Below are 25,957 nucleotides of genomic sequence, written 5' to 3'. Positions count from 1 at the left end.
CAATCACCACCGCGGCCACACCGCACTCGGCGGTCAACCACCAGCCAGCCGCGTACCTAACCTCTCAGGTCAGTACAACTAGTCCGCCATATCGGCGCGGGCCATCGCGTCCTGGAAGTCGTCGACGTTGATGTCTTGCGCCGTCACGGTCTTGGTGCCGTTGTAGACGTCGCGGTCGATCTCGTCGTCGGCGTTGGCCACGAGCATCGCCACGAACGTGTCGCCGTTGACGTTGAGAAATGTCCGGAAGATGCCGGAGAACCAGTCGACGGCGATCAGCAAACCGACCGCCTCGAACGGCAGACCCAGCGACGTCGCAAGGAACATGGCGACCACAGGGAAGCCGCCGGGCACGGTGATGGTGCCCATGTTCAGCAGTATCGCCAACGCCATGCCGAGCACGATTTGGCCGAAGCCCAACTCGACGTCGCCCGCCTGAGCCAGGAACATCACGACGATCATGTAGTTGAGGACGGCGCCGTAGGAACCCATCGTCAACCCGATGGACAGCGTGAAGTTGGCGACCTTCTGGCTCACGCCGACTTTCTCCACCGTGTTCTTCAGCACCGTGGGGAAGGTGACCGCCGAACTCGTCGTCGTGATCGCGATCGCCGTCTGCTCGGCCAACTTGCCCGGAAGCAACAGCGGGTTGAGCCTCGTTCGCACAGTGACCACCACGACGAACGCGGCGAAAAGGATCAGCACACCGAGCAGCGTCGCGCCGAGGTACTTCAGCGCAGTGGTGACCACCGCGAAACCGACGTCGCCGGCGAGTGCGGCCAACAGGCAGAACACGCCGATGGGTGCGATGTACATGACGAGCCGAATCATGGTCAGCACGATCTGCTGAATCTGGTCGATGAACGTCAACACCCTGGTGTCGCCGGTCTTGTTGATCTGGGTGCGCAGAGCGATCCCGAACAGCAGCGAGAACACGATGATCGGCACCATCGTCGCCGTCGACATCGCGTCGAAGATGTTGGTGGACACGAAGTTCAGCACCGTGTCCTGCCAACCGAGTGCCTCTTGCGCCGACTCCTGCAGGCTGGGATCGACCTCCTCATCGAACACGATGCCGGAACCCGGCTTGATCACCGCGCTCAGCGCCCACGCGAGAACGGCGGCCACCACGGAGAAGCCGAGCATCCACTTGAAGGTGCGCACGGCGATCTTTCCGGTGCCGGTTCCCGTCATCGAACCGGTGGCGACGATCACCGACGCCATCACCAACGGGACGATCGACATCTGAATCAACCGAATGAACATGTCGCCGACGAACTTCAGGTTCGTCGCCCACTCGCCGGCCACCAGGCCGAAAACAATGCCACCGATTGCGGCGACGCCGATCTGGACTGCCGGGTGCCTGAGGGTCCTCATAGGTTGAGCACCGTATGGCCGGAGGGCTACCGGGAGGTGCCCTCGGGGTTGCGCCCCTGTTACGCAGGCCGTGCTTGCGGAAACGTCCACGTCCCGTCGAGGATCTCGGGCCGGGGCCGGTAGAGCCGCACCAGGTAGTTCCAGCCCGGCGTGATGGGCAGGCAGTTCCGCGCGGATCCATCGCAGCCCCCGAACTGCACCGTGACCGAGCCGTCGTCGTCCTTGACCGCCGTGACGTCGTTGATGCAGTACGCGTTCTGGGAGTTCGGGGTGAAGTAGCCGTCGGCGTTGTAGACGGTGATCGACCAGAATCCGTCGACGGGTACGTCGCGCACGGTCAGGCGGTGCACCGTCTGGCCATCGTTGGCCGGCGGGTTCACGGTCAAGTACAGCGCCTCCCGCTCGGGGTTGCCGCCCCAAGCCGCCGCGGAACCGATCAGCCGGCGCACCGGATCCACCTCGCCCTCGGCACCGAACATCCCGCGGCTGTCGGGCAGCGTGGAAAACAGCGCGACCAAGGCGTCGCGCACCGTCTTCTGACTGGCGGGATCCCAGTCGGGAATCTCGAATGTGCCCTTGCCCGCCTGCTCGACGACGACGCCGTCCTGCAGCGCGTGGACAGCAGCCAGATCAGTTGGGTCGTTCGGATTCACCAGCGTGCGCAGCGCCACCATCACGTACCGGGTACCGATGCGCTCCCGGTCGAAGGTGTGGGTGCCCGCGGTGTAGCTGACCTCGGGGACGTAGTGATCCTGCGTGATCACCTGCAGCGAACGGAACCGACCTCCGGCGTCGGGCAGCGTGATGCTGACGGGCCCGGCATCGAGGTCGAACACCGCCGCCGAGTACAGGGTGTCCCGGTTCTGCCGGACGACGAGCTGGTCGTCGAGGGGGCCGAAATCGCGGAAATGGAGAAATTCGCCGAGCCCCGAGCGGGAGATGTTGGCGAAGTACTGGTCGGTCTCGGCACGGATGAAGTTGTCCGGCGAGACGTGCGTGGCCACGGTCAGACGTGCAGCAGGGTCGGCAGCGCGAGCGCGGAGTCGACGGCGAGTGCGCAGAACACGACGGCGAGGTAGTTGTTGGACTGCAGGAAAAGGCGCAGCGGTTTCACCGGCTCACCGCGGCGCACTCCGGCGTAGAGCTGGTGGGCCATCACGAGGAACCAGGTGCCCGCCAGGATCGCGACCGAGGTGTAGAGCCAGCCGGTGGTCAGAGCGAGCGCGAGCGTGGCGGCGACGGTCAGCCAGGTGTAGATGAGGATCTGCTTGGTCACCTGCTGCTCGGTGGCGACCACGGGAAGCATCGGCACTCCGGCGGCCTCGTAGTCCTCTTTGTAACGCATGGCCAGCGCCCAGGTGTGCGGCGGTGTCCAGAAGAAGATGATCAGGAACATCACCAGGGCGGGCCACTGGATCGTGCCGGTCACCGCCGACCATCCGATCATCACGGGCATGCAGCCCGCTGCCCCGCCCCACACGACGTTCTGCGAGGTCCTGCGCTTGAGCAGCAGGGTGTAGACGAGCACGTAGAAGGCGATGGTCGCGCCGGCCAGGTGCGCCGACAGCAAGTTGGTGGTCCACCACAGCCAGAAGAACGAAGCGACCGACAGTGTCAGGCCGAAGATCAGCGCGTGGCTGCGGGGCACCGTGGCGCGGGCCAGCGCCCGCCGCTCGGTGCGCTTCATCTTCTTGTCGATATCCGCGTCGGCGACGCAGTTGAGCGTGTTGGCGCCTGCCGCGGCCAGCAGGCCGCCCACCAGTGTGTTGAGGATCAGCAGAGGGTCGACGGTGCCGCGGTCGGCCAGCAGCATCGCCGGGATCGTGGTGACGAGGAGAAGTTCGATGACGCGGGGCTTGGTGAGCCCGATGTAGCCAAGCAGCCGGGTGCGGAATCGGATCGGCCCCTCGGCGGCATCGTCGATGAGGTGGCCTTCGCGAATCCTCACGCAACCAACTCCTCAGCGACAACGGCAACGACCCCGGAAGGCGTCTACTACAGAGGATGGTAGACCGCGGAGGCCGGTGTCTGAAAATGCAGGGTCGGTTCACCTGGAAGGAGGGATGACCTCTGCGACGTCCAAGCGTTCACCACTAGGGTGGATGAAGCGGATTCACACCGCCCGTCGAGCTTTAGGAGCGCGCTTCGTGACCACGATCGAAGAGATCAATTCCCTGACCCGCCCTAACCATCCCGACGACTGGACCGACCTCGATTCGCGTGCGGTCGACACCGTTCGGGTGCTGGCTGCCGACGCCGTGCAGAAGGTCGGGAACGGTCACCCGGGCACCGCGATGAGCCTCGCCCCGCTTGCCTACACGCTGTTCCAGCGGCAGATGCGCCACGACCCCAACGACGTGCACTGGCTAGGCCGCGACCGTTTTGTGCTGTCCTGCGGACACTCCAGCCTGACGCTCTACATCCAGCTCTACCTCGGCGGGTTCGGGCTCGAGCTCCCCGACATCGAGTCGCTGCGGACGTTCAAGTCCAAGACACCGGGCCATCCCGAATTCCGCCATACGGCCGGTGTGGAGATCACCACCGGTCCACTCGGTCAGGGCCTGGCCTCGGCGGTCGGCATGGCGATGGCCGCCCGCTACGAGCGCGGCCTGTTCGACCCCGACGCCGCGCCCGGCACAAGCCCGTTCGATCACTACATCTACGTCATCGCCTCCGACGGCGACATCGAGGAAGGGGTGACCAGCGAGGCGTCCTCGCTGGCGGGCACCCAGCAGCTCGGCAACCTGATCGTGTTCTACGACAAGAACCAGATCTCCATCGAGCACGACACCAACATCGCGCTGTCCGAGGACGTCGCCGCCCGGTACCGCGCCTACGGCTGGCACGTCCAGGAGATCGAGGGCGGCGAGAACGTCGTCGGAATCGAACAGGCGATCGCGGAGGCGAAGAAGGTCACAGACAAGCCGTCGTTCATCGCGCTGCGCACCATCATCGGCTATCCCGCGCCGAACAAGATGAACACCGGCGGCGTCCACGGTTCGGCGCTCGGCGATGACGAGGTCGCGGCCACCAAGAAGATCCTCGGCTTCGATCCGGAGAAGACCTTCGAGGTCACCGATGAGGTCATCGCCCACACCCGCGGGCTGCAGGCGCGTGGCAAGGAAGCCCATGAGAAGTGGCAGCCGGAGTTCGACGCGTGGGCCCAGCGCGAGCCCGAGCGCAAGAAGCTGCTGGACCGCCTGCTGGCCCAAGAACTCCCCGACGGCTGGGATGCCGACCTCACCTACTGGGAGCCGGGGTCCAAGGCCGTCGCCACCCGCGCCGCATTCGGTCAGGTGCTCAACGACGTCGCCCCCAAGCTGCCCGAGCTGTGGGGCGGCTCCGCGGACCTCGCCGGCTCCAACAACACGACGATCAAGGGCGTGAAATCCTTTGGCCCGCCGTCGATCTCCACCGACGACTTCAGCGCGGACTGGTACGGCCGGGTACTGCACTTCGGTATCCGCGAACACGCGATGGGATCGATTCTGTCGGGCATCGTGCTGCACGGGCCCACCCGCGCCTTCGGCGGCACGTTCCTGCAGTTCTCCGACTACATGCGTCCCGCGGTGCGGCTGGCATCCCTGATGGACATCGACACCATCTACATCTGGACCCACGATTCGATCGGCCTCGGCGAGGACGGACCGACACACCAGCCGATCGAGCACCTCGCGGCGTTGCGCGCGATCCCGAACCTGTCGGTGGTCCGGCCGGGTGATCCGAACGAGACGGCATACGCGTGGCGCAGCATCCTCGCCCGGGGCAACGGCAGCGGTCCGGTCGGTTTCATCCTCACTCGGCAGGGCATCCCGGTTCTGGAGGGCACCGACGCCGACGGTGTCGGCCGCGGCGGGTACGTGCTCGGCGGCGACGACGCCACGACCGCCGATGTGATCCTGATCGGCACGGGCTCGGAACTGCAATTGGCGGTCGAAGCGAAGAAGCTGCTGGCGGAGAAGGACATCACCGCGGCGGTGGTGTCGATGCCGTGTGTCGAATGGTTCGAGTCCCAGCCCAAGGAGTACCGCGACAGCGTCCTCCCGCCCGGGGTGTCGGCCAGGGTCGCTGTGGAAGCAGCGGTCGCACAGAGTTGGTACAAGCTCGTCGGCGACACCGGCGAAATCATCTCGATCGAGCACTACGGCGAATCCGCCGACGACAAGACGCTGTTCCGCGAGTTCGGCTTCACCCCCGAGGCAGTGGCAGCCGCGGCAGAACGCTCCATCGACAACTAACCAGAAGGAACCGAAATGACCCAGAACGAGAATCTGGCCGCATTGTCTGAAGCCGGCGTGTCCGTCTGGCTCGACGACCTCTCGCGGGACCGACTGCAGACCGGCAATCTGCAGGAGCTCATCGACACCAAGAGCATCGTCGGGGTCACCACGAACCCTTCGATCTTCCAGGCTGCCCTGTCCAAGGGCGATGCCTACGACGCTCAGATCAAAGAACTGGCCGAACGCGGCGCCGATGTGGACGCGACCATCCGCACCGTCACCACCGACGACGTCCGCAACGCCTGCGACGTCTTCGCCAAGATCTACGAGCAGTCCGGCGGTGTCGACGGTCGGGTGTCGATCGAGGTCGACCCGCGCCTGGCGCATGACACCGACAAGACGATCCTCCAGGCCATCGAGCTCTGGAAGATCGTCGACCGCCCCAACCTGCTGATCAAGATCCCGGCCACCGAGGCCGGGATTCCGGCCATCGCGTCGGTTCTCGCCGAGGGCATCTCGGTCAACGTCACTCTGATCTTCTCCGTCGAGCGGCACCGCCTGGTGATGGATGCCTACCTGCAGGGTCTGGAGAAGGCCAAGGAGGCCGGCCACGACGTCTCCACCATCCACTCCGTGGCGTCGTTCTTCGTCTCCCGCGTGGACACCGAAATCGACAAGCGGCTTGAAGAGATCGGATCCGACGAGGCGCTGGCGCTGCGCGGTCAGGCCGGCGTCGCCAACGCCCGCCTGGCCTACGCCGCCTACGAGGAGATCTTCTCGGGCGGAGAGCGTTTCGAGAAGCTCAAGGCAGCCGGCGCACGCGTTCAGCGCCCGCTGTGGGCGTCGACCGGCGTGAAGAACCCCGATTACGCCGACACGCTCTACGTCACCGAACTGGTCGCCCCGAACACGGTGAACACCATGCCGGAGAAGACGATCGACGCGGTCGCCGACCACGGCGTCATCACCGGTGACACGGTGACCGGACGCGCCGCCGAGGCACAGGAAGTCTTCGACAAGCTCGCCTCGATCGGCATCGATCTGCCGGACGTGTTCAGGGTGCTCGAGGACGAGGGCGTGGACAAGTTCGAAAAGTCCTGGCACGAGCTTCTCGAAGCCACCCAGGGTCAGCTCGACGACAAGAAGTGACTGGCCGATGAGCGCTTGCGCGAAGAGCGATCGACGATGACCCAGCCCTGGTCTAACCCGTTGCGGGACAAGCGCGACAAGCGCATGCCCCGCATCGCCGGACCGTGCAGTGTGGTGATCTTCGGCGTGACAGGCGACCTGGCGCGCAAGAAGCTGATGCCGGCAATCTACGACCTGGCCAACCGGGGCCTTCTGCCGCCGTCGTTCGCACTCGTCGGTTTCGCCCGGCGGGACTGGGCCGACGAGGATTTCGGGCAGGTCGTCTACGAGGCGGTCAAGCAGCACGCGCGCACACCGTTCCGCCAGGAGGTGTGGGACCGCCTCGCCGAGGGTTTCCGGTTCGTCCAGGGCACTTTCGACGACGAGGCCGGGTTCGCACGGCTGGCCGAAACACTGAACAAGCTCGATGCCGAGCGAGGCACCGGCGGCAATCACGCGTTCTATCTGTCGATTCCGCCCAAGGCGTTTCCGCAGGTGCTCGAACAGCTTTCGCGAACAGGGCTGGCCAAGAAGTCCGACGGCCACTGGAGCAGGGTGGTGATCGAGAAGCCGTTCGGTCACGACTTGAAGAGTGCCGAGGAGCTCAACAAGATCGTCAACGACGTCTTCCCCGAGTCGTCGGTCTTCCGGATCGACCACTACCTGGGCAAGGAGACGGTGCAGAACATCCTGGCGCTGCGCTTCGCCAACGAGATGTTCGAGCCGGTGTGGAATGCGCACTATGTCGACAGCGTGCAGATCACCATGGCCGAGGACATCGGGCTCGGCGGACGAGGTGGCTACTACGACGGTGTCGGCGCGGCGCGCGACGTCATCCAGAACCATCTGCTGCAGCTGCTGGCGCTGACGGCCATGGAGGAACCGGTCAACTTCTCCCCCGCCGAGCTGCAGGCCGAAAAGATCAAGGTGCTCTCGGCGAGCACTCTTGCCGAGCCGCTCGACGAGACCACCGCGCGTGGTCAGTACACCGCAGGCTGGCAGGGTGGGGAACGCGTGGTCGGGCTACTTGAAGAAGAGGGCTTCTCGACGACGTCGACGACGGAGACGTTCGCGGCGATCACCGTCGACGTCGACACCCGCCGCTGGGCCGGTGTCCCGTTCTACCTGCGCACCGGAAAACGCCTCGGCCGCAGGGTGACCGAGATCGCGCTGATCTTCAAACGGGCCCCGCATCTGCCGTTCGACGCGACCATGACCGAGGAACTTGGGCAGAACGCGCTGGTGATCCGAGTGCAGCCCGACGAGGGCATCACGATGCGCTTCGGCTCCAAGGTGCCCGGAAACAAGATGGAAGTCCGTGACGTCAGCATGGACTTCTCCTACGGTTCGGCTTTTGCCGAGGAGTCGCCGGAGGCGTACGAACGCCTGATCCTCGACGTTCTGCTCGGCGAGCCCTCGCTGTTCCCGGTGAACGAGGAAGTCGAGCTGGCCTGGAAGATTCTCGATCCCGCGCTGGAGTTCTGGGCGGCCCAGGATGAGGCCCAAGGACACCCCGAGCCCTACGAGTCGGGCGGCTGGGGACCGGATTCGGCGTTCGAGATGCTCAAGCGGTCTGGCCGCGAATGGAGGCGGCCGTGATCATCGACATGCCCAACACCGATACCGGTGCCATCAACAAGCGGATCCAGGCCTTGCGGGAGGAGGGCGGCGCCATCACATTGGGCCGTGTTCTCACCCTGGTCATCGCACCGGACACCGAAGCAGTGCTCGAGGAGTCCATCGACGCTGCCAATGCGGCGAGCCGCGAGCATCCTTGCCGCGTCATCGTCGTGGCGCCGGGTGATCGACGTGCGGATAAGGCCCGGTTGGATGCCCAGCTGCGTGTCGGCAGTGATGCGGGCGCCAACGAGGTTGTCGTTCTTCGGCTTTCGGGTCCGCTGGCCAACCACGCCAGCAGTGTGGTGATGCCGTTCCTGCTTCCTGACACCCCGGTCGTTACGTGGTGGCCCGACGTCGCTCCGCCGGTGCCCGCCCAGGATCCGCTGGGCCGGCTTGCACTGCGCCGAATCACCGATGCCACAAACGGCACCGACCCGCTGCAGTCCATCAAAGGTCGGCTCGAGGGCTATACGCCGGGCGACACCGATCTGGCCTGGAGCCGGATCACCTATTGGCGGGCACTGCTTGCCGCTGCCGTCGACGAACCGCCTCATGAACCGATCAATTCCGCCCTGGTGTCCGGCCTGGCCACCGAACCCGCGCTCGACGTGCTGGCGGGCTGGCTGGCTAGCCGGATCGACGGACCCGTTCAGCGCGCGGTCGGCGAGCTCAAGGTCGAGCTCGTTCGCGACAGCGAGACGATCGTCCTGAGCCGCCCGCAGGAGGGAGTCACCGCGAGGATCACCCGTACCTCCAAGCCCGAGGCGCTGGTGCCGTTGGCTCGCAGGGAAACTCGCGAGTGTCTGGCCGAGGACATGCGTCGCCTCGATGCCGACGAAATCTATTTCGAAGCGCTGAAGGGGATCGAGAAGGTGCAATACGTATGACGGTGACGATCGAGAAGTACGCCGACACCGACGCGTTGGTCGCCGCGGCCGGTGACAGGCTCGTGGAGGCGATCAATGCGGCTATCTCGGCGCGCAACGAGGCCACGATTGTGCTCACCGGCGGTGGCACCGGAATCGGCCTGCTGAAACGCGTCGGCGAACGCAGCGGCGACATCGACTGGTCGAAGGTTCACATCTATTGGGGCGATGAGCGATTCGTTGCGGCGGACCACGACGAGCGCAACGACAAGCAGGCCCGTGAGGCGCTCCTGGACCACGTCGAGATCCCCGAGACCAACGTGCACGCGATGGCCGCGACCGACGGCGAGTTCGGCGACGATCTGGACGCGGCCGCAGCGGGTTACGAGCAGGTCGTCATCGGCAACTTCGAGGCCACCGGCCCCCGATTCGACGTGCACCTGCTCGGCATGGGGCCCGAAGGACATGTCAACTCGCTGTTCCCGGACACGGCCGCCGTCAAGGAGACCGATCGGTTCGTCGTCGGCGTGACCGATTCCCCGAAGCCTCCGCCGCGGCGAATCACGTTGACGCTTCCCGCGATCGCACGGTCGCGCGAGGTCTGGCTGGTGGTGTCCGGCGAGGGCAAAGCGGATGCGGTGGCCGCCGCGGTCGGCGGCGCCGAGCCGGTCGACATCCCCGCGGCCGGAGCCGTCGGCAGTGAAGCCACCGTGTGGCTTCTCGACGAGGGAGCCGCCTCCAAGCTGCCGTGACTACGCGCGGTCGCCGCCGGGTGAAACTCCGGAGGTCTTGAGCAGCACGGCAAGGACAAGCGCGGCGAGGAGCAACGCCGGAACGTCCCCTACGAGGTGTCCGCGTTGATGGGCGCTGGTGAACGACTGAACGGCCATGATCGCCGCGTGGACGACGCTGGACCACACCGTGAACCAGATCAGGCTCACATGGGCCTCAGGCCGCCGGGCCGCGTTGCACAGAAACGCGCCCAGTACGGCGTAGAGCCCAACGATCATGATGAAGTAGTCGGATTCGTACGGTGCGCCGTGGTGCCAGGCCCAGCCGGAGGGCCACACCACCGCCAGCGGATACAGCAGCATCATCACCACGCCGAAGACCGCGAGGGCGAGGCGAAGCAGCCGGTAGCGGGTTGTGGATGCCATAGCGCCTCCAAAGACGGCGGACCCCAACACAGTAAAGCCACCTCCCTGTGGGAGGTGGCTTTACTGCCCTCTCGGGACGTGCGATTACTTCACGGCGACGTCGTCGACGTGGCCGATGACGGTCTTCCGGTGGCAGAGATCATGCGGCGTCAGGGTTGAGCAGGTACAACCCGGCGATGGTGCGGTCGTCACGGAACGTGATGCGGGCGACAAAATCACCGGCCTCGAAGTTCAGGAGCGTGTTGGTGGTGGTGAAGTCAGCCGCGCGCACCACCTCGGTGTCTCCATGCCCCTCATAGGCTCCGGCCAGCCCCGCAAGGTAGGCCCACGCCTCAGCGAGCCCCTGTTCGGTGAGCCGGTCGCGCATCGTCTCGTCGAAGCGGTCAGCGACATCAGACCACCGTCCGTGTGCCAGCGCGTCGATGACGGTCCGTGCCAACTCACTTGCTTCTGGAATTGCCTTGGTATTCATGACTTCTCCTGTTCGTGGATCGATGGGTTTGCCGTACCGCTGAAAGACGGCTTGACGTGTCACGCCGAGCACGTCGCCGATCTGCTGCCACGTTCGGCCCGCGTCTCGCGCCTGACGAACTGCCGCAGCCATCAGCGCCTCGGACTGGTCCTGGACCTCACGCGCTGCCCGCACCAAATCGAGGGGATCGTGCTCGCCGCGCAGAACCGGGGCCGCGAGGATCTGGCCGAGCCGGCGATGCAGATGCTGACCCGTTTCAGCGAACGACATGCGTCAATCATTGCTTAACAAGGCCGCGTATGTCAACAAATCATTGACAGACCTTACGTCACGATGCCGCGCAGGTGGGCCATACTGGCCGGATGGCAGACAAAGGGGGCAGACCTGTCCGGACCGGCCCCGAGCGCATCCGCAAGCTCGCCCAAGCGGCGCTGAACGCCGACGTCACCGTTGAGCAGGTCGACACCATCCTGGAAGGCCTGAGCGAAACCCTGGAGGACCTGAACCATTCGACGGAGAAGCTGGACGCCACCCTGGAACGGTTCAACGGCACCATCAGTCAAATCAACGAGCTGGCACCTCGCCTGATTGCCGTCGTCGACCGGATGGAAGGCATCGTCTCGCGCGTGGAACGCATCGTCGGCCTCGGTGAGTCGGTCATACTGCCGTTGGCGGCTACTGAACAGGCAATTCGCGGAGCCGTGGACAGGGTCCGCCGCACCACCGGCCTCTGACCCGGTCGCCGGCCCCTGCCCTATCCGCTGTTGCGCAGGGCCGTCGCCAGACCGCTCATGGTCAGCAGGATGCCGCGCTGCACGAGTTCGTCCTCGTCCCCGGATCGGTAGCGGCGCAACAACTCCACCTGCAGGTGGTTCAGCGGCTCCAGATACGGGAACCGGTTGAAGACCGATCGGGCCAGCGCGGGATTGTCGGCGAGTAGGTCGTCGTGGCCGGTGATCAACTTGTGCATGCGAATCGTGCGCGCGTGTTCGTCGACGATCTTGTCGAACACCCTGCGCCGCAGGGCTTCATCTTCGACCAGCTCGGAGTACCGAGCAGCCAGACCGAGATCCGACTTCGCGAGGACCTGCGCCATGTTGGACAGCACTGTGGCGAAGAAGGGCCACCGCCGGTAGAGGTCCTGCAGGACCTCCAGCCTGGCTTCCTTGTCCGGACCTTCGCCTACCCATTCCTCGAACGCCGTCCCGGTGCCGTACCAGCCAGGCAGCATCACACGGGACTGGCTCCAGGCCAGCACCCACGGGATCGCGCGCAGATCCGAGATCGACGTCGTCGGCTTTCGGGAGGTGGGCCGGCTACCGATGTTGAGGGCGCCGATCTCACTGACCGGCGTCGAAGCCTTGAAGTATTCGACGAAACCCGGTGTGTTGTGGACGAGTTCGGCGTAGGCGCGCTGGGCACGCGCCGCGAGGTCGTCGAGCACCTCATAGGCCGTGTCGGCAGACTCCCCGAGTCCTTCGATGTCGAGCAGCGTCGCCTCCAGTGTGGCGGCCAGCAGCGTCTCCAGGTTGCGGTGCGCGATCCGCGGCTCGGCATACTTCGCGGCGATCACCTCGCCCTGCTCGGTGATCCGCAGCGACCCCTGCACCGCGCCCGGTGGCTGAGCCAGGATCGCGTCGTAGCTCGGGCCCCCACCTCGGCCGACGGTCCCGCCGCGACCGTGAAAGAGCCGCAGGCGGATTCCGGTTTTGCGCGACGATTCGACCAGGTCCAGTTCGGCTCGGTAGAGCGCCCAGTTCGCGGCCAGATAGCCGCCGTCCTTGTTGGAATCGGAGTACCCGAGCATGACCTCCTGGCTGTCGCCGCGGGCGGCGACGACCGCGCGGTACAGCGGAAGGTCCAGCGCCGCTTCAAGAATGGACGACCCGCGTTGCAGGTCGTCAATGGTCTCGAACAGCGGCACGATTCCGACAGGCGCGTACGGATGCTCCGAGGACACGTCGAGAAGCCCGGCTTCCTTGAGCAGGATCGCGGCTTCGAGCATGTCGGAGACGGACTTGCACATCGAGATGATGTAGTTCGGTACGGCCTGCGGCCCCAAGACGTGCACTGCGCGCGCAGCCGCGAAGACGATGTCGAGCTCTTTGCGGGCGAGCTCGGACAGGTCGGCGCCCGGCCCGATCAGAGGCCTGCGGGTGGTCAGTTCGGCCGCCAGCACCGCGACCCGTTCGTCCTCGCTCAGGGAAGCGTAGTCGGAATGCACCCCGGCCCACGCCAGAAGCTCGGCGATGACCTCTTCGTGCACGTCGGAGTTCTGCCGCATGTCCAGTCCGGACAGGTGAAAACCGAAGGCACGGATGGCCTCTCGCAGCCTCGCGAGACGGTCGTCGGCAAGTGCCGCACTGCCGTGGGCGCGCAGCGAATCGTCGACGGTGTCGAGGTCGGCGAGCAACTCGCCCGGGGCGAGGTAGGGATCCATGCCGAGGTCGAGTTCGTGCTCGGGCTGACGGTCGAGCACCTGCTGCGCGGTGGCCGTCAGCCGCGCGTGCACGACACGCAAGGCCCGGCGATACGGTTCGTCGGCGCGGGCGGGCTCGGCGCACGCGTCGGCGAGCGCGGCCAAACCGTCGCTGACGTGCACCAGGCGCACCGACATCGACAACTCCTGCTCGAGCGCGGTCAGCTCGGAGAAGTAGTGGGCGAAAGCCGTGTAGGCGGCGCGACCGGTGGCGAGCCTGACGACCTCCGCGGTGACGTTGGGGTTCCCGTCACGGTCGCCGCCGATCCAGGAACCGGGGCGCAGGATCGGCTCCTGGAAGAGGTTCGCGTCGGGCCAGCGCTGCTGAAGCGCCGCGCGCACTTCGGCGTTGACCTGAGGGATCACCTCGAACAGCGCTGCCGGGTAGTAACGCAGCCCGGTTTCGATCTCGTCCTGGATCTTCAAGCGTGACAACCGGATCAGCGCGGTCTGCCACAGCGTGAGGATGTGGCGGCGTAGCTCACTTTCGATGTCGCGGCCGTCGGCGGTCTCGCTCTGACCGTGCAGGCGCAGCCGCATCAGCTCGGTGATGCGATGCTGGGTGTCGAACACGGTACGCCGGCGCGTCTCGGTCGGGTGGGCCGTGATCACCGGGGACACCAGCGCGCCGCTCAGCGCAGCGGTCACGGTGACGGCGTCGAGGTCGGCGCCGTCGAGTTTGAGGTAGGTGGCGGCCAGCCGGCTGTCCTGGGGCGGCTCCCCCGCCGCCTCGTGGATTCTGCGGCGTCGTTCGCGGTGGATGTCCTCGGCCACATTGGCGAGCAGCGCGAAATGGGTGAATGCCCGGATAACCGGGATCGCCGCATGGACGTCGATACCGTCGAACAGCTTGGCCATGTCGGCACGGTCGATCTCGGAGCGCCGCACCCGGAACGCCTCGACGCGGGCCCGCTCGACGAGGTCGAAGACGTCGTCTCCGTTCTGCTCACGCACTGTGTCGCCCAGGATGGCGCCGAGCATCCGGATGTCCTCGCGCATCGGTTCGGTGGCTTCGCGGCCCACCTGGGTGCGCTGTACGGCTCCAATCGGCTCCAGGGACAGGTCGGGTATGGCCGAAGGGGAAGACATTGGTCAAGTATCCGGGTTGCCCGCCTCGATCGCAGAATGAGCAATGCCGAGTAGAACTACCTACGCCCTGGTGGGGTGCTCCGACTTCATGCTTGAGGACATGACAACACTTTTGGGCCCGTCGCGGATCACCGCGGCATACTTCGTCCAGGCAGCGATCGCCTTCGGCCTGAGCTTGTTCGGCGTTCTCGGCGGGATCCTGTTCCTACCGCTGGACCTGTGGCAGCGCCTGTTTCTGTTGATGTCGGCGCTGTTCCTGGTCACCAGCTCGTTCACGCTGGCCAAGGTCATCCGCGATCAGCACGAAGCGGCAACGGTGCGGGGTCGACTCGACGAGGCGCGGCTGGAGAAACTGATGTCCGAGCACGACCCGTTCAACAGTTGAGCTAGAAGCCCGAATGTGATCAGACGCCGTATTTGATGGACAGAGCCATGCCGACGATGGCGACGATCCAGATGCCGGTGACGAAGAGCGTCAGCCGGTCGAGGTTCTTCTCGACCACGGTGGAGCCGGACAGGCTGGATTGCACACCGCCACCGAACAGGCTGGACAGGCCGCCGCCCTTGGCGCGGTGCAGCAGGACCAGGAGCACGACCAGAACACTGGTCACGACCAGGGTGATCTGCAGAGCCAATTGCATGGTGGCCAGGTTATCAGGCTCGCGGCAGCGGCTGATGTGCCGCTCGCGGCAGCGGCTGATGTGCCGCTCGCGGCAGTGGCTGATGTGCCGCTCAGGGCAGTGGCCCGCCCGCGGCGATCGCGGACAGCATCGCGAACTGCTCACCGTCCAGCGACGCGCCACCGACCAGCGCGCCGTCGACGTCGCCCTGCCCGACGATCTCGCCGACGTTCTTGGCGTTGACCGAGCCGCCGTAGAGCACACGAACGCCGGCAGCGATCTCGGAGGACGCGAGTGTCTCGATCTCTTTGCGGATGGCGTTGCACACTTCCTGCGCGTCCGCTGCGCTCGCGACGCGGCCGGTGCCGATCGCCCAGACCGGCTCGTAGGCGATCACCGACTTGCCGATCTGCTCGGCCGACAACCCGGCCAGCGATCCGCGCAGCGAGTTCACGTTGAACTCGACGTGGTTGCCTGCCTCGCGCACTTCGAGCGCTTCGCCGATGCAGATGATCGGCGAGAGCCCGTGCCGCAGCGCCGCGAGCGCCTTCGCGGCGACCAGCGCGTCGTCCTCGTGGTGATACGTGCGGCGCTCGGAATGGCCGACGACGGCGAACGTGCAGCCCAGCTTGGCCAGGAAGGCACCGCTGATCTCACCGGTGTACGCCCCGGAGTCGTGCTGCGACACGTCCTGCGCGCCATAGGTGAGTCGCAGCTTGTCACCGTCGACCAGTGTCTGCACACTGCGCAGATCGGTGAACGGCGGGATGACCGTCACGTCGACCTTGTCGAAGTACTTGTCCGGCAACGAGAAAGCGATCTTCTGAACCAGCGCGATCGCCTCGAAGTGGTTCAGATTCATCTTCCAGTTGCCGGCGATCAGCGGCTTGCGGGACACGAGGACTCCTAATTTCTATTAACGTCCGAGCACGTCGATGCCGGGTAGCGTCTTGCCCTCAAGGTATTCCAGGGAGGCGCCGCCACCGGTCGAAATGTGCGAGAAACCGTCCTCGGGCAGGCCCAGCTGGCGTACGGCGGCGGCCGAATCGCCACCGCCGACGACACTGAACGCCCCCTTGGCCGTTGCCCCGATGATCGCCTCGGCCACACCCTTGGTGCCCGCGGCGAAGGACGGGAACTCGAATACGCCCATAGGGCCGTTCCAGAAGATCGTCTTGGCGTTGGACAGCAGCGCCGTGAACCGCTTGACCGACTCGGGGCCGATGTCCAGGCCCATCTTGTCGGACGGGATCTTGTCGGCCGCGACGGTCTCGGCGGGCGAGTCGGCGGCGAACTTCTCGGCGACAACAATGTCGACGGGCAGGTGCAGCACGTCGCCGTAGTCGTCGAGGAGCTTGCGACAGGTCTCGATCATGCCCTCTTCGAGCAGTGAGCTGCCGACCGAAAGACCCTGTGCGGCAAGGAAGGTGAAGCACATCCCGCCGCCGATGACGAGGCTGTCGGCCTTGGTGGCGAGGTTCTCGATGACGGCGAGTTTGTCCGACACCTTGGATCCGCCGAGTACCACCGCGTACGGGCGCTCGGTCGACTCGGTGAGCTGCGCGAGCACCTTCACCTCGGTGTCGACCAGTGTGCCTGCATAGTGCGGTAGCAGCGTCGCCACATCGAATACCGATGCCTGCTTGCGATGCACCACGCCGAAGCCGTCGGAGACGAACGCGCCGTCATCGCCGACGAGCTCGACGAGCGCCTTGGCCAGCTTCAGCCGCTCAGCGTCGTCCTTGCTGGTCTCACGTGCATCGAAGCGGATGTTCTCCAGCAACAGGATGTCACCGTCGGTCAGGCCTTCGGCGCGGGCGAGTGCATCGGACCCGACGACATCGCCGGCGAGTTGCACGTGCCTACCGAGCCTGTCCCCCAACGCTTTTGCGACCGGAGCCAGTGAGAATTTCGGGTCCGGCTCACCTTTGGGCCTGCCCAGGTGCGCGGTCACGACGACCTTGGCGCCGGCGTCGCTGAGCGCCTTCAGCGTCGGAACGGAGGCGATGATGCGACCCGGATCAGAGATCTGGCGATCGTCATCGAGCGGGACGTTCAGGTCGGAGCGCACGAGCACGCCTCGGCCCGAAACGCCTTCGGACAGGAGGTCGTCGAGTGACTTGATCGCCATCGTCTGCTTGTCGGCTACAGGGACTTGCCGACCAGGCCGACCAGGTCGACCAGGCGGTTGGAGTAGCCCCACTCGTTGTCGTACCAGGAGACGACCTTGGCCTGATTGTCGATGACCTTGGTCAGGCCCGAGTCGAACAGCGAGCTGTGCGGATCGGTGACGATGTCGCTGGACACGATCGGGGCGTCGTAGTACTTGAGGATGCCCTTCAGGGGCCCGTCTGCGGCGGCCTTCATTGCCGCGTTGATCTCGTCGGCCGACGCGGCCTTCGACAGCTCGGCGGTCAGGTCGGTGCACGAACCCGTGGGGATCGGCACGCGCAGCGCGTACCCGTCGAGCTTGCCTTTCAGTTCAGGCAAGACGAGGCCAATCGCTTTGGCCGCGCCGGTCGAGGTCGGCACAATGTTCAGCGCGGCGGCGCGGGCACGACGCAGATCCTTGTGCGGGCCGTCCTGCAGGTTCTGATCCTGGGTGTAGGCGTGCACGGTCGTCATCAGACCCTTGACAATGCCGAACTCGTCGTTGAGCACCTTGGCCAGCGGCCCGAGGCAGTTCGTGGTGCACGACGCGTTGGAAATGATGTTCTGGCTGCCGTCGTACTTGTCGTCGTTGACGCCGAGCACGATCGTGATGTCCTCGTCGCTGGCCGGCGCGGAGATGATGACCTTCTTGGCGCCGGCGTCGAGGTGGCCCTGCGCCTTGGCTCGGGCGGTGAAGATGCCCGTCGACTCGACGACAACGTCGACGCCGAGGTCACCCCAGGGCAGAGCTGACGGACCTTCCTTGACCTCAAGGGCCTTGATTTTGTGGTCGCCGACCACGATGGTGTCGTCGCCTTCGAGGCTGACGTCGTAGGGCAGGCGGCCCAGGATGGAATCGAACTTCAGAAGGTGCGCCAGCGTGGCGTTATCGGTGAGGTCGTTGACCGCGATGATCTCGATATCGGTGTTCTTGCCTTCGGCCTTCTGCGCGTCCAGTGCGCGGAAGAAGTTGCGCCCGATGCGGCCGAAGCCGTTCACGCCTACCCGGATCGTCACGTGTCTCTCCTCTTGAATTCGATGCTCGTCACAGCTCGGCACTTAGCCTAGTAGTTGGCCCGTCTGCCGCGCGCGCTCGCCCCGGACCGCGGCTAGAGCATCCCTGAACTTTGATCGACGTAGGGGTTGCCGAGCCACCCGCGGCGGATCCGCTGGAACTCGCCACTGGCTTCTAGTTCGGCTTGGGCGACCCGCAGGCGAGCGAGGAGCTGCTGATCGGCGGGGTTGACCGCGAGGGCGATCTCCTCGATCGACAGCCCGCGTTGCACGACCTCGACCCCGGGTACCGCTTTGACGAGTTCGGTCAGCACCGGGGCGAGCTTCATGACGGCATCACAGCCGCCGGTGACCAGGTCGGCGACCGCAGTGCTGATCGCGCCGTAGTCGTAGATGCGGACACGGGCGGCCTTGCCGTCTGCCACCAACTGGTGGGCGACGGATTCGCTCGTGTTGCCGCGCTGCACGCCGATCGTCAAACCCGCCAGGTCGTCGACGGAACGGACAGCGGGCAGCCGGGATGTATCCACGGCCAGGCCCTGCCCGGAGATCACGTAAGGCGGTAAGAACGCCGCCCGGCGCTGCCGTTCGGAGGTGACGGTGATGCCCGAGATGACGCAGTCGTAGTCACCTGCCGCCAGCCGGTCGAAGATCCCGTCGAAATCTGCGCCGTCGTAGGCGACGAACTCGACCTCGACGCCGATGGCCCTCGCGAGGGCGGTCATCACGTCGATGTCGAGGCCGCCGTGGTTGGGCATGGCGTTGAAGGGCGGATCCGGATAGGCCACACCGACCCGCAAATCACTCATGGGCCCACGGTAGAGGTCTACTGTCCGGCCCGTGGAGGACGTACCGGAGGTTGACCCGCGGCCACTGGCGGCACACACCAAGCCGATGGCGTTTCTGGCCAGACTCGGCGCGGCGATGATCGCGGCCGGCTATCCCATCGGGATGGTGCGGCGGGCACTGAGCTCGGCGGCTGACGGTTACGGGGTGTCGCAAGAGATGCTGATCCTGCCCAACTACATCCAGCTCGGGGGCGGTGGCGAACATCCCGACGGCACCACGATGCGGGTGGAGAGCGCCGAGAAGAACCTTCGCTTCGACCAGACCTTTCCGCTCGCCGTGCTCGTCGAACAGGCAGAGCGCGGCCAGGTCAGCCCGGAGGACGGGCTGGCCGAGCTCGACCGCATCGATGCCATGCGGCCGCGGTTCTCGGCATGGGCGTTCGTCGTGGGTTACATCTTGCAGAGCGCGGCATTCGCCCTGATCCTGCAACCCAATGTGATCGCCCTGCTGGCCGCCGTCACCTTCGGCTCCGGGGTGGGGCTGTTGGGTTTGTTCGCCAGGCGCAGCGAGCCGCTGACCCAGCTGCTGCCCGTCGTCGCGGCGTTCCTGGTTGCGCTGTCCTCATTCGTTCTCGGCAGGTTGCTGAATCTCGGAGAGGGAAGTCTGCGCGCATTGGCGCCCGCGCTGGTGATGTTCCTGCCTGGCACCGCAATCACGCTGGCCGTCATCGAACTCAGCGGACGCGACGTGATCGCCGGGTCGGCGCGTCTGATCGCAGGCGGGATTCGGTTGGCGCAGTTGGCTTTCGGGATTCTCATCGCGGCGCAGGTCGTCGGCTTGTCCACCGACGAACTCAGCGTCGCATCGGTGGACCGCTTCGGTCCATGGTCGCCGTGGCTGGGGGTCGCCCTGTACGCGGTGGGACTTTTCCTCTACCACGGGCCCCCGACCCGCTTCATGGGATGGATGCTGCTGATCCTGTTCGTCTCCTACACCGGCCAGGTTCTCGCGAACGCCGGCCTGGGCAGCTACGCCAGCGGCTTCGGTGGCGGGCTCGCGCTGACCGTGTGCGCGCTGCTGGTCGCGCACCGGCCCGACACCCCGCCCGCGGCGACACTGCTGCTCCCCGGGTTCTGGCTGCTGGTGCCGGGATCACTGGGATTTATCGGCGTCACCGAACTCGTCGCCGGGAGCAGCGGTGGCGCCGTCGCCGTCACGCTGATCTCGATGATCTCGATCGCGCTGGGGATCCAGGCCGGTTTGCTGCTCTGGGAAGCGTTCCGCCAGCTGAGGACAAGGTCGCGGCGGATACTCAACCCATGACCGACTGGGTGATTCCCGCGATCACGGCCTCGGCGAGCCTGCTGGGCACGATCGTCGGCGGGCTCGCGACCTACTGGACGGCGAAGCGCACCCACGAACGCCAGAGCATCGCCGAGGAAGAACGGCTGAAGTTCGATCTGCTCCGCGATGCCACCATCCGGTTCGTGGCGGCGATGACGGAGGTCTCCGTCGTGAGCACGGGCCTCAAGGAGATCTCCAAGGAGTGGGCGGAGGTGACGCATCGCCTCGCTCATACCGAAGACCACGAGGAATTTCTCGCCAGGGCGCGCGAAGTCGATCCGGGGATCCCCGACAACCTGAATCGTCTCGCCGTGATGTTCCGGGTGATCCGGGTGACCGGCGTGCTCGAAGACGACATCAAACGCGCCATCACCCTGCTCACCGAGCTGAGGCTGGTGGCCCCCAGCGACATCGCCGACAGCGCCCAGCGCGTGATCTACACGGCGTTCGCCCAGGAGCTCACGTCGGCGCTCTCGCCGGAGAAGCGCAACATGGCGACCGAGGCGTTCAACACAGCGATCAACGATTTCGTCAACCGGGTGCGGCACTACATGAAGGTCGAGGACCACGACTTCACAGTGGTGGACCACAAAGCGCTGGACGCGCTGCTGGGACCCTAGGCGTCTTCGAGCAGATCCGGCGTGACCGCCGACTCGGTGTCGGGGATGCCGTCCTGTTTGGCCTTGCGGTCGGCCATCGACAGCAGACGCCGGATACGGCCTGCCACAGCATCTTTCGTCATGGGCGGGTCGGCGAGGCGGCCAAGCTCCTCCAGCGAGGCCTGCCGGTGGGCGACGCGCAGCTGACCCGCGGCGGCGAGGTGGTCGGGCACGGTGTCGCCGAGGATTTCCAGCGCACGTTCCACCCGGGCGGCCGCCGCCACAGCAGCGCGCGCCGATCGTCGCAGATTCGCGTCGTCGAAGTTGGCCAGCCGGTTCGCGGTGGCACGCACCTCGCGGCGCATGCGGCGCTCCTCCCAGGTGAGCCGCGTGTCCTGCGCGCCCATCCGAGTCAGCAGCGCACCAATGGCTTCGCCGTCGCGGACGACCACGCGATCGCTGCCCCGCACCTCACGCGCCTTGGCGCTCACCCCCAGCCGGCGAGCCGCGCCCACGAGCGCCAAGGCGGCCTCGGGCCCAGGGCAGCTCACTTCGAGTGCCGACGATCGACCGGGCTCGGTCAGCGATCCGTGCGCCAAAAATGCTCCGCGCCAGGCGGCTTCGGCATCCGCGACGCTGCCGCCGACGACCTGGGCCGGCAGTCCGCGCACCGGGCGGCCACGCAGATCCAGCAGACCCGTCTGCCGCGCCAACGCCTCCCCGTCTTTGGCGACCCGAACCACGTAGCGCGTGCTCTTGCGGATGCCGCTGGCCGACAGCACATGCACCACCGCGTTGTAGCCGTACAGGTCGTAGATGTCCTTGCGCAAGCGGCGCGCGATGATGCCCAGATCGACCTCGGCTTCGACGACGACGCGCCCCGACACGATGTGCAATCCGCCGGCGAAGCGCAGCAGCGACGCCACCTCGGCGCGGCGCGCACTCACCGAGTTGACCACCAACCGGCTCAGTTCATCTTTGACCTCGGCTGTCATCGCCACGGGTCGTCACCTCTCGGTCCGTTCACTGTCGGGGTGGGCTTCGCTCTCGGGGTGGGTCGCGTCTGCTGAGCCGTCGCGCTCGGCGGCGCGCCGCGCTTGCGGACCCCCTCCAAAGCCGCGGCCAACCTCGCCGGGTCATGTAAAGGTGTACCAGGTCTGGACACATCAGCGAACTGAACGTGAGCATCGAGGATCGCGGCGGTCCGGCGCAGCTGCTCGCGCTCGCGGTCGCTGGGAACACGCGCCGAATCGACGACGATGTCATCCACGGTGAAACCCGGCGCGTGCTGGGCCAGCACGTGAATGTGACGCTCCACCGAGAAGCCCGCCGTCTCGCCGGGCTCCGCGACCAGATTGAGCACAAGGGCGCGCCGCGCGGTCGTCGTCTGCAACGCGGTCAACAGCTGCGGCACCAGCACATGCGGGATGACGCTGGTGAACCACGAGCCGGGACCGAGCACGATCAGATCGGCGTTCATGATCGCGTCGATCGCCTGGTGCGTGGCGGGCGGATCGGCGGGCAGCAGCCGGACCCTGCGCACCTTGCCCACGGTGGTCGCGATTGCGACCTGACCGCGGATCGAGCGGCTCACCCGGGGATCGGATTCGAGACCGACGACGTCGGCTTCGATGCCGAGCCCGACCGGGCACATCGGCAACACCCGGCCCTTGACGCCCAGAATCCTGCCGAGCTCGTCGAGTGCCGCCACCGGATCGGCGAGCACCTCGTTGAGGCCTGCGAGCATCAGGTTGCCGATAGGGTGGCCCGCCAGCGCACCGCTGCCACCGAAGCGATGCTGGATGATGGTGGCCCACAACCTGCCATGAGGACTGTCGGAAGCCAACGCGGCCAACGCCATTCGCAGATCTCCGGGCGGAACCACGTCGAGTTCGCTACGCAGCCGACCCGAAGATCCGCCGTCGTCGGCGACGGTGACGATCGCTGTGACGTGCGGGGTCAGGCGCCGTGCCGCCGACAGCGTGGCGTACAGGCCGTGCCCACCGCCCAGCGCAACGATGCGGGCACTCATTCGCGCCCGAGATCCCGGTGCAGCACCCGCACCGTCAGCGCGGCGTCCTGAAGCCGCTCGGCCAGCGCCTCGGCCATCGCGACGCTGCGGTGCTTGCCGCCCGTACAGCCGATGGCAACGGTCATGTAGCGCTTCCCCTCCCGGCGGTAACCGTCGATCACGACGTCCAACAGCTGATGGTAGGAGTCGAGAAACTCCAGGGCGCCCGGTTGGCCGAGCACATAATCACGGACGTCGGCGTGCTGGCCCGTGTGTGGGCGCAGCTCGTCCACCCAGTGCGGGTTTGGCAGGAAGCGGACGTCCATCACCGTGTCTGCATCCATCGGCAGACCGTATTTGTACCCGAAAGATTCCACGGTCACATTGGTGTGCGCGACGGTCTCCGCGGCGAAAGCGCGCTCGATGCTCTCCCGCAGTCCGTGCACCGACAGCGACGACGTGTCGATCACCAAGTCGGCCGATGCCCGTACCGGCGCCAGCAGCGCCCGCTCGGCGGCGATGCCTTCGGCCAGCGTCTGATTGCCCTGCAGAGGATGGCTGCGCCGGTTCTGCTCGTAGCGCCGCACCAGGATGTCGTCGGAGGCCTCCAGAAACAGCACGCGGGGCACGATGCCCCGGGTGGCCAATTCGCTGCGCACCCAATCGAGGTCGCCGGTGAAGCCCCGCGACCGCACGTCCATCACGGCCGCGAGCTGGGTGATGCGCGAACCGGCCGCCAAACCGAGGTCGACCATGCGCGCGATAAGCTCCGGCGGCAGATTGTCGGCGACATACCAGCCGAGGTCTTCGAGCACCTTGGCGGCGGTGCCGCGGCCCGCGCCGGACAGGCCCGTCACCAGGACCACGTCTATCCCGTCGTTTTCGCCGCTTTCGCCGATGCTGCCTGCTCCCCCTTGCAGTTCCTCGTGCATGCCCTGCTCTGTCATCCCGATGCCCTGCTCTGATCATTGCCGATAACCGCGTCGGGCGCGCCCGAATCAGTCGGCGTCTCCACGCCGAGGGCGTCGAGCACCGCCCGGGCCGTCGCGACCCCGATACCCGGAACGGCCGTGATCTCCTCCACGGAGGCCTGCTTCAACCGTGCCAGCGACCCGAAATGGGTGACCAAGGCTTTGCGGCGGTGCTCGCCGAGACCGCGCACCGAGTCCAGTGCCGAGGCCGTCATCCGCTTCGAGCGCTTGCTGCGGTGATAGGAGATCGCGAACCGGTGCGCTTCGTCGCGCACCCGCTGCAGCAGATAGAGGCCATCGCTGTTGCGCGGCATGATCACCGGGTCGGGTTCGGCCGCAACCCACACTTCCTCGAGTCTCTTGGCCAACCCGATCACTGCGACGTCGGTGACCCCCAGGTCGTCGAGTACCGCCTGCGCCGCGTTCACCTGCGGAGCGCCACCGTCGACGACGAACAGGTTCGGCGGGTAGGCGAATCGGCGCGGGCGGCCTTCCGCGGCCGACTCGGCGGCGACATCGGTGTCGGTAATCATCTCGCCGGGCTGGGGTCCCTGCGAGTCGCGCAGATGGCGGTAGAACCGGCGCCGCGTCACCTCCGCGATCGACGCGACGTCGTCAGAACGCCCGTCGCCCGCGGCTTCGCGGATCGCGTAGTGGCGGTAGTCCGACTTGCGCGGCAAGCCGTCTTCGAACACAACCAGCGAGGCGACCACATCGGTGCCCTGGACGTGGCTGATGTCGACGCACTCGATTCGCAACGGCGCGTCCTCGAGCCCGAGCGCATCCTGAATACTCTGCAGCGCGGCACTTCTCGCGTTGAAATCACCAGCTCGCTTCAGCTTGTGCTGATTGAGCGCCTGCTCGGCGTTGCGCTTGACGGTCTCCGCGAGCGCCCGCTTGTCCCCCCGCTGGGGCACCCTCAGCGCCACCCGGGACCCGCGCAGCTGGCACAACCAGGTCTCCAGCTCGTGCGCGGTGTCTGGCAGCACCGGGACGAGTACCTGTTTCGGCACGGGGTTGGTCGCCTCGTCCCCGCCATCTCCAGAACTGGAGCCGGCGTCCTCTCTCAGCGCCGCCTGGTCGCCGTAGAACTGCGTCAAGAACTGCTCGACCAGATACTCCAGCGTGGATTCCCCTGGCTCACCGGACTTTTCGATGACCCAGCCACGCTGGCCGCGCACCCGGCCACCGCGGACGTGGAACACCTGCACGGCCGCCTCGAGTTGGTCGTCGGCGAAGGCCACCACGTCGGCGTCGGTGCCGTCCCCGAACACCACCGTCTGCTTCTCCATCGCGCGCCGCATCGCGCCGATGTTGTCGCGAAGGCGGGCGGCCCTTTCGAAGTCCAGGTCCTCTGCGGCAGCGTTCATCTGCTGTTCCATTTCGCGGATCAGCCGATCGGTCTTGCCTGCCAGGAAGTCGCAGAAATCACCCACGATCCGCCGATGCTCGTCGGCGCTGACGCGCCCGACGCACGGAGCGGAGCACTTGTCGATGTAGCCGAGCAGGCAGGGCCGGTCAATCTGGCTGTGCCGCTTGAACACTCCGTTGGAGCAGGTGCGGGCAGGGAACACCCGGGTGAGCAGATCCAGGGTCTCCCGGATCGCCCACGCGTGGGAGTACGGGCCGAAGTAGCGCACACCCTTGCGGCGCGGGCCACGGTAGACCTTGAGTCGCGGGTACTCCTCGTTGAGCGTGACCGCCAGCACCGGATAGGACTTGTCGTCGCGGTAGCGGATGTTGAACCGCGGATCGAATTCCTTGATCCAGTTGTATTCGAGCTGCAGAGCCTCGACCTCGGTGGTGACGACCGTCCACTCGACGCTGGCGGCGGTCATCACCATCTGACGGGTGCGCGGCGCCAGACCCGAGAGGTCGGCGAAGTACGAGTTGAGCCGGCTGCGCAGACTCTTCGCCTTACCGACATAGATGACACGACCGTGCGGGTCGCGGAAACGGTAGACGCCCGGTTCGACGGGGATGGACCCGGGAGCGGGTCGGTACGTCGCTGGATCGGGCACGGCACCAGGTTACTGCCGGACCCCGACGG

24 protein-coding genes are annotated in these 25,957 nt (G+C 66.2%); 9 read left to right on the top strand and 15 right to left on the bottom strand.

All coding sequences use genetic code 11. From position 1 onward, the window contains the following. Positions 1-78: 78 nt before the first annotated feature. Genes AWC12_RS24065 through AWC12_RS24055 form a run of 3 tightly spaced genes read right to left on the bottom strand, consistent with a single transcriptional unit; the run spans position 79 to position 3,325 of the window. Positions 79-1,377: a dicarboxylate/amino acid:cation symporter gene (locus AWC12_RS24065; RefSeq protein WP_085177344.1), complete on the bottom strand. Its 1,299-nt coding sequence runs from the start codon at positions 1,375-1,377 to the stop codon at positions 79-81. 59 nt (positions 1,378-1,436) lie between these two features. Continuing rightward, a complete protein-coding gene (locus tag AWC12_RS24060) occupies positions 1,437-2,381 on the bottom strand; it encodes a DUF1254 domain-containing protein (RefSeq protein WP_024449326.1) in 945 nt (314 codons plus the stop codon). A 2-nt stretch (positions 2,382-2,383) separates the two neighbouring features. Further along, positions 2,384-3,325, bottom strand: a complete 942-nt coding sequence (locus tag AWC12_RS24055) for a heme o synthase (RefSeq protein ID WP_024449325.1) — start codon at positions 3,323-3,325, stop codon at positions 2,384-2,386. 199 nt (positions 3,326-3,524) lie between these two features. Here AWC12_RS24055 and tkt point away from each other — a divergent pair, with 199 nt between their 5' ends. The 5 genes from tkt to pgl are packed head-to-tail and all read left to right on the top strand — an operon-like array spanning position 3,525 to position 9,963. After that, positions 3,525-5,615 carry a transketolase gene (tkt, locus tag AWC12_RS24050; protein ID WP_085177342.1) on the top strand — a complete coding sequence of 697 codons (2,091 nt, stop codon included), beginning with the start codon at positions 3,525-3,527 and terminating at the stop codon, positions 5,613-5,615. Between the two features lie 15 nt (positions 5,616-5,630). After that, positions 5,631-6,746, top strand: coding sequence for a transaldolase (tal, locus tag AWC12_RS24045; RefSeq protein ID WP_085177341.1), 1,116 nt, complete (start codon positions 5,631-5,633; stop codon positions 6,744-6,746). A gap of 36 nt (positions 6,747-6,782) precedes the next feature. Next, positions 6,783-8,324, top strand: coding sequence for a glucose-6-phosphate dehydrogenase (gene zwf / locus AWC12_RS24040; protein WP_024449322.1), 1,542 nt, complete (start codon positions 6,783-6,785; stop codon positions 8,322-8,324). Then, positions 8,321-9,232 carry a glucose-6-phosphate dehydrogenase assembly protein OpcA gene (gene opcA, locus AWC12_RS24035; RefSeq protein WP_024449321.1) on the top strand — a complete coding sequence of 304 codons (912 nt, stop codon included), beginning with the start codon at positions 8,321-8,323 and terminating at the stop codon, positions 9,230-9,232. The genes zwf and opcA overlap by 4 nt, the downstream gene beginning before the upstream one ends. Next, the gene (gene pgl, locus AWC12_RS24030; RefSeq protein ID WP_024449320.1) at positions 9,229-9,963 is read left to right on the top strand and encodes a 6-phosphogluconolactonase; all 735 of its coding nucleotides are present in this window, start codon (positions 9,229-9,231) and stop codon (positions 9,961-9,963) included. The genes opcA and pgl overlap by 4 nt, the downstream gene beginning before the upstream one ends. On the opposite strand, the gene AWC12_RS24025 is transcribed toward pgl, so the two are convergent. Next, the gene (locus tag AWC12_RS24025) at positions 9,964-10,368 is read right to left on the bottom strand and encodes a DUF6632 domain-containing protein (protein WP_024449319.1); all 405 of its coding nucleotides are present in this window, start codon (positions 10,366-10,368) and stop codon (positions 9,964-9,966) included. Between the two features lie 139 nt (positions 10,369-10,507). Beyond that, positions 10,508-11,110 carry a DUF3887 domain-containing protein gene (locus AWC12_RS24020; protein WP_085177339.1) on the bottom strand — a complete coding sequence of 201 codons (603 nt, stop codon included), beginning with the start codon at positions 11,108-11,110 and terminating at the stop codon, positions 10,508-10,510. A 92-nt stretch (positions 11,111-11,202) separates the two neighbouring features. Here AWC12_RS24020 and AWC12_RS24015 point away from each other — a divergent pair, with 92 nt between their 5' ends. Beyond that, positions 11,203-11,574: an ATPase gene (locus AWC12_RS24015; RefSeq protein ID WP_085177337.1), complete on the top strand. Its 372-nt coding sequence runs from the start codon at positions 11,203-11,205 to the stop codon at positions 11,572-11,574. Between the two features lie 20 nt (positions 11,575-11,594). On the opposite strand, the gene ppc is transcribed toward AWC12_RS24015, so the two are convergent. Next, positions 11,595-14,408, bottom strand: coding sequence for a phosphoenolpyruvate carboxylase (gene ppc, locus AWC12_RS24010; protein WP_085177335.1), 2,814 nt, complete (start codon positions 14,406-14,408; stop codon positions 11,595-11,597). A gap of 100 nt (positions 14,409-14,508) precedes the next feature. On the opposite strand from ppc, the gene AWC12_RS24005 reads away from it, so the two are divergent. After that, positions 14,509-14,793, top strand: a complete 285-nt coding sequence (locus tag AWC12_RS24005) for a YiaA/YiaB family inner membrane protein (RefSeq protein ID WP_024449315.1) — start codon at positions 14,509-14,511, stop codon at positions 14,791-14,793. Positions 14,794-14,812: 19 nt separating this feature from the next. Here the strand turns inward: AWC12_RS24005 and secG are convergent, their stop codons facing one another. The 5 genes from secG to AWC12_RS23980 all read right to left on the bottom strand — a co-directional run bounded on the left by secG (position 14,813) and on the right by AWC12_RS23980 (position 19,002). Continuing rightward, positions 14,813-15,049 (bottom strand): preprotein translocase subunit SecG, encoded by a 237-nt coding sequence (gene secG, locus AWC12_RS24000; RefSeq protein WP_024449314.1) that lies wholly within the window; start codon positions 15,047-15,049, stop codon positions 14,813-14,815. A 91-nt stretch (positions 15,050-15,140) separates the two neighbouring features. Further along, positions 15,141-15,926, bottom strand: a complete 786-nt coding sequence (gene tpiA / locus AWC12_RS23995) for a triose-phosphate isomerase (RefSeq protein WP_024447694.1) — start codon at positions 15,924-15,926, stop codon at positions 15,141-15,143. 18 nt (positions 15,927-15,944) lie between these two features. After that, on the bottom strand, positions 15,945-17,159 hold the full coding sequence (locus AWC12_RS23990; protein ID WP_024447693.1) for a phosphoglycerate kinase: 1,215 nt from the start codon (positions 17,157-17,159) through the stop codon (positions 15,945-15,947). A 14-nt stretch (positions 17,160-17,173) separates the two neighbouring features. Beyond that, positions 17,174-18,196 (bottom strand): type I glyceraldehyde-3-phosphate dehydrogenase, encoded by a 1,023-nt coding sequence (gene gap / locus AWC12_RS23985; RefSeq protein WP_024447692.1) that lies wholly within the window; start codon positions 18,194-18,196, stop codon positions 17,174-17,176. A gap of 92 nt (positions 18,197-18,288) precedes the next feature. Continuing rightward, positions 18,289-19,002 (bottom strand): ABC transporter substrate-binding protein, encoded by a 714-nt coding sequence (locus AWC12_RS23980; RefSeq protein ID WP_024447691.1) that lies wholly within the window; start codon positions 19,000-19,002, stop codon positions 18,289-18,291. 31 nt (positions 19,003-19,033) lie between these two features. On the opposite strand from AWC12_RS23980, the gene AWC12_RS23975 reads away from it, so the two are divergent. Together AWC12_RS23975 and AWC12_RS23970 are read left to right on the top strand one after the other, a co-directional pair. Further along, positions 19,034-20,305, top strand: coding sequence for a threonine/serine exporter family protein (locus AWC12_RS23975; RefSeq protein WP_234814131.1), 1,272 nt, complete (start codon positions 19,034-19,036; stop codon positions 20,303-20,305). Then, positions 20,302-20,946 (top strand): hypothetical protein, encoded by a 645-nt coding sequence (locus AWC12_RS23970; protein ID WP_024447689.1) that lies wholly within the window; start codon positions 20,302-20,304, stop codon positions 20,944-20,946. Before AWC12_RS23975 ends, AWC12_RS23970 begins: the two co-directional genes overlap by 4 nt. Here the strand turns inward: AWC12_RS23970 and whiA are convergent. The 4 genes from whiA to uvrC are packed head-to-tail and all read right to left on the bottom strand — an operon-like array spanning position 20,943 to position 25,928. Then, positions 20,943-21,920, bottom strand: coding sequence for a DNA-binding protein WhiA (gene whiA, locus AWC12_RS23965; protein WP_110808734.1), 978 nt, complete (start codon positions 21,918-21,920; stop codon positions 20,943-20,945). The two genes, AWC12_RS23970 and whiA, sit on opposite strands and share 4 nt — an antisense overlap. Continuing rightward, on the bottom strand, positions 21,917-22,957 hold the full coding sequence (locus AWC12_RS23960; RefSeq protein ID WP_024447687.1) for a gluconeogenesis factor YvcK family protein: 1,041 nt from the start codon (positions 22,955-22,957) through the stop codon (positions 21,917-21,919). The genes whiA and AWC12_RS23960 overlap by 4 nt, the downstream gene beginning before the upstream one ends. Continuing rightward, positions 22,954-23,883, bottom strand: coding sequence for an RNase adapter RapZ (gene rapZ / locus AWC12_RS23955; protein WP_024447686.1), 930 nt, complete (start codon positions 23,881-23,883; stop codon positions 22,954-22,956). The genes AWC12_RS23960 and rapZ overlap by 4 nt, the downstream gene beginning before the upstream one ends. Continuing rightward, positions 23,880-25,928: an excinuclease ABC subunit UvrC gene (uvrC, locus tag AWC12_RS23950; protein ID WP_085177331.1), complete on the bottom strand. Its 2,049-nt coding sequence runs from the start codon at positions 25,926-25,928 to the stop codon at positions 23,880-23,882. The genes rapZ and uvrC overlap by 4 nt, the downstream gene beginning before the upstream one ends. Positions 25,929-25,957: the final 29 nt, after the last annotated feature.

Origin of the sequence: Mycolicibacterium iranicum (assembly GCF_002101705.1) — a bacterium.
Lineage (GTDB): Bacteria > Actinomycetota > Actinomycetes > Mycobacteriales > Mycobacteriaceae > Mycobacterium > Mycobacterium iranicum.
This window is presented reverse-complemented; position numbering and strand designations above follow the sequence as displayed.

What these genes read in the sequence shown, in the direction of transcription:
- AWC12_RS24065 (WP_085177344.1), bottom strand. Translation starts at nt 1,377, where the DNA reads ATGAGGACCCTCAGGCACCCGGCAGTCCAGATCGGCGTCGCCGCAATC.
- tal (WP_085177341.1), top strand. Translation starts at nt 5,631, where the DNA reads ATGACCCAGAACGAGAATCTGGCCGCATTGTCTGAAGCCGGCGTGTCC.
- zwf (WP_024449322.1), top strand. Translation starts at nt 6,783, where the DNA reads ATGACCCAGCCCTGGTCTAACCCGTTGCGGGACAAGCGCGACAAGCGC.
- pgl (WP_024449320.1), top strand. Translation starts at nt 9,229, where the DNA reads ATGACGGTGACGATCGAGAAGTACGCCGACACCGACGCGTTGGTCGCC.
- AWC12_RS24025 (WP_024449319.1), bottom strand. Translation starts at nt 10,368, where the DNA reads ATGGCATCCACAACCCGCTACCGGCTGCTTCGCCTCGCCCTCGCGGTC.
- AWC12_RS24020 (WP_085177339.1), bottom strand. Translation starts at nt 11,110, where the DNA reads ATGTCGTTCGCTGAAACGGGTCAGCATCTGCATCGCCGGCTCGGCCAG.
- AWC12_RS24015 (WP_085177337.1), top strand. Translation starts at nt 11,203, where the DNA reads ATGGCAGACAAAGGGGGCAGACCTGTCCGGACCGGCCCCGAGCGCATC.
- ppc (WP_085177335.1), bottom strand. Translation starts at nt 14,408, where the DNA reads ATGTCTTCCCCTTCGGCCATACCCGACCTGTCCCTGGAGCCGATTGGA.
- AWC12_RS24005 (WP_024449315.1), top strand. Translation starts at nt 14,509, where the DNA reads ATGACAACACTTTTGGGCCCGTCGCGGATCACCGCGGCATACTTCGTC.
- secG (WP_024449314.1), bottom strand. Translation starts at nt 15,049, where the DNA reads ATGCAATTGGCTCTGCAGATCACCCTGGTCGTGACCAGTGTTCTGGTC.
- AWC12_RS23990 (WP_024447693.1), bottom strand. Translation starts at nt 17,159, where the DNA reads ATGGCGATCAAGTCACTCGACGACCTCCTGTCCGAAGGCGTTTCGGGC.
- AWC12_RS23980 (WP_024447691.1), bottom strand. Translation starts at nt 19,002, where the DNA reads ATGAGTGATTTGCGGGTCGGTGTGGCCTATCCGGATCCGCCCTTCAAC.
- AWC12_RS23970 (WP_024447689.1), top strand. Translation starts at nt 20,302, where the DNA reads ATGACCGACTGGGTGATTCCCGCGATCACGGCCTCGGCGAGCCTGCTG.
- whiA (WP_110808734.1), bottom strand. Translation starts at nt 21,920, where the DNA reads ATGACAGCCGAGGTCAAAGATGAACTGAGCCGGTTGGTGGTCAACTCG.
- AWC12_RS23960 (WP_024447687.1), bottom strand. Translation starts at nt 22,957, where the DNA reads ATGAGTGCCCGCATCGTTGCGCTGGGCGGTGGGCACGGCCTGTACGCC.
- rapZ (WP_024447686.1), bottom strand. Translation starts at nt 23,883, where the DNA reads ATGACAGAGCAGGGCATGCACGAGGAACTGCAAGGGGGAGCAGGCAGC.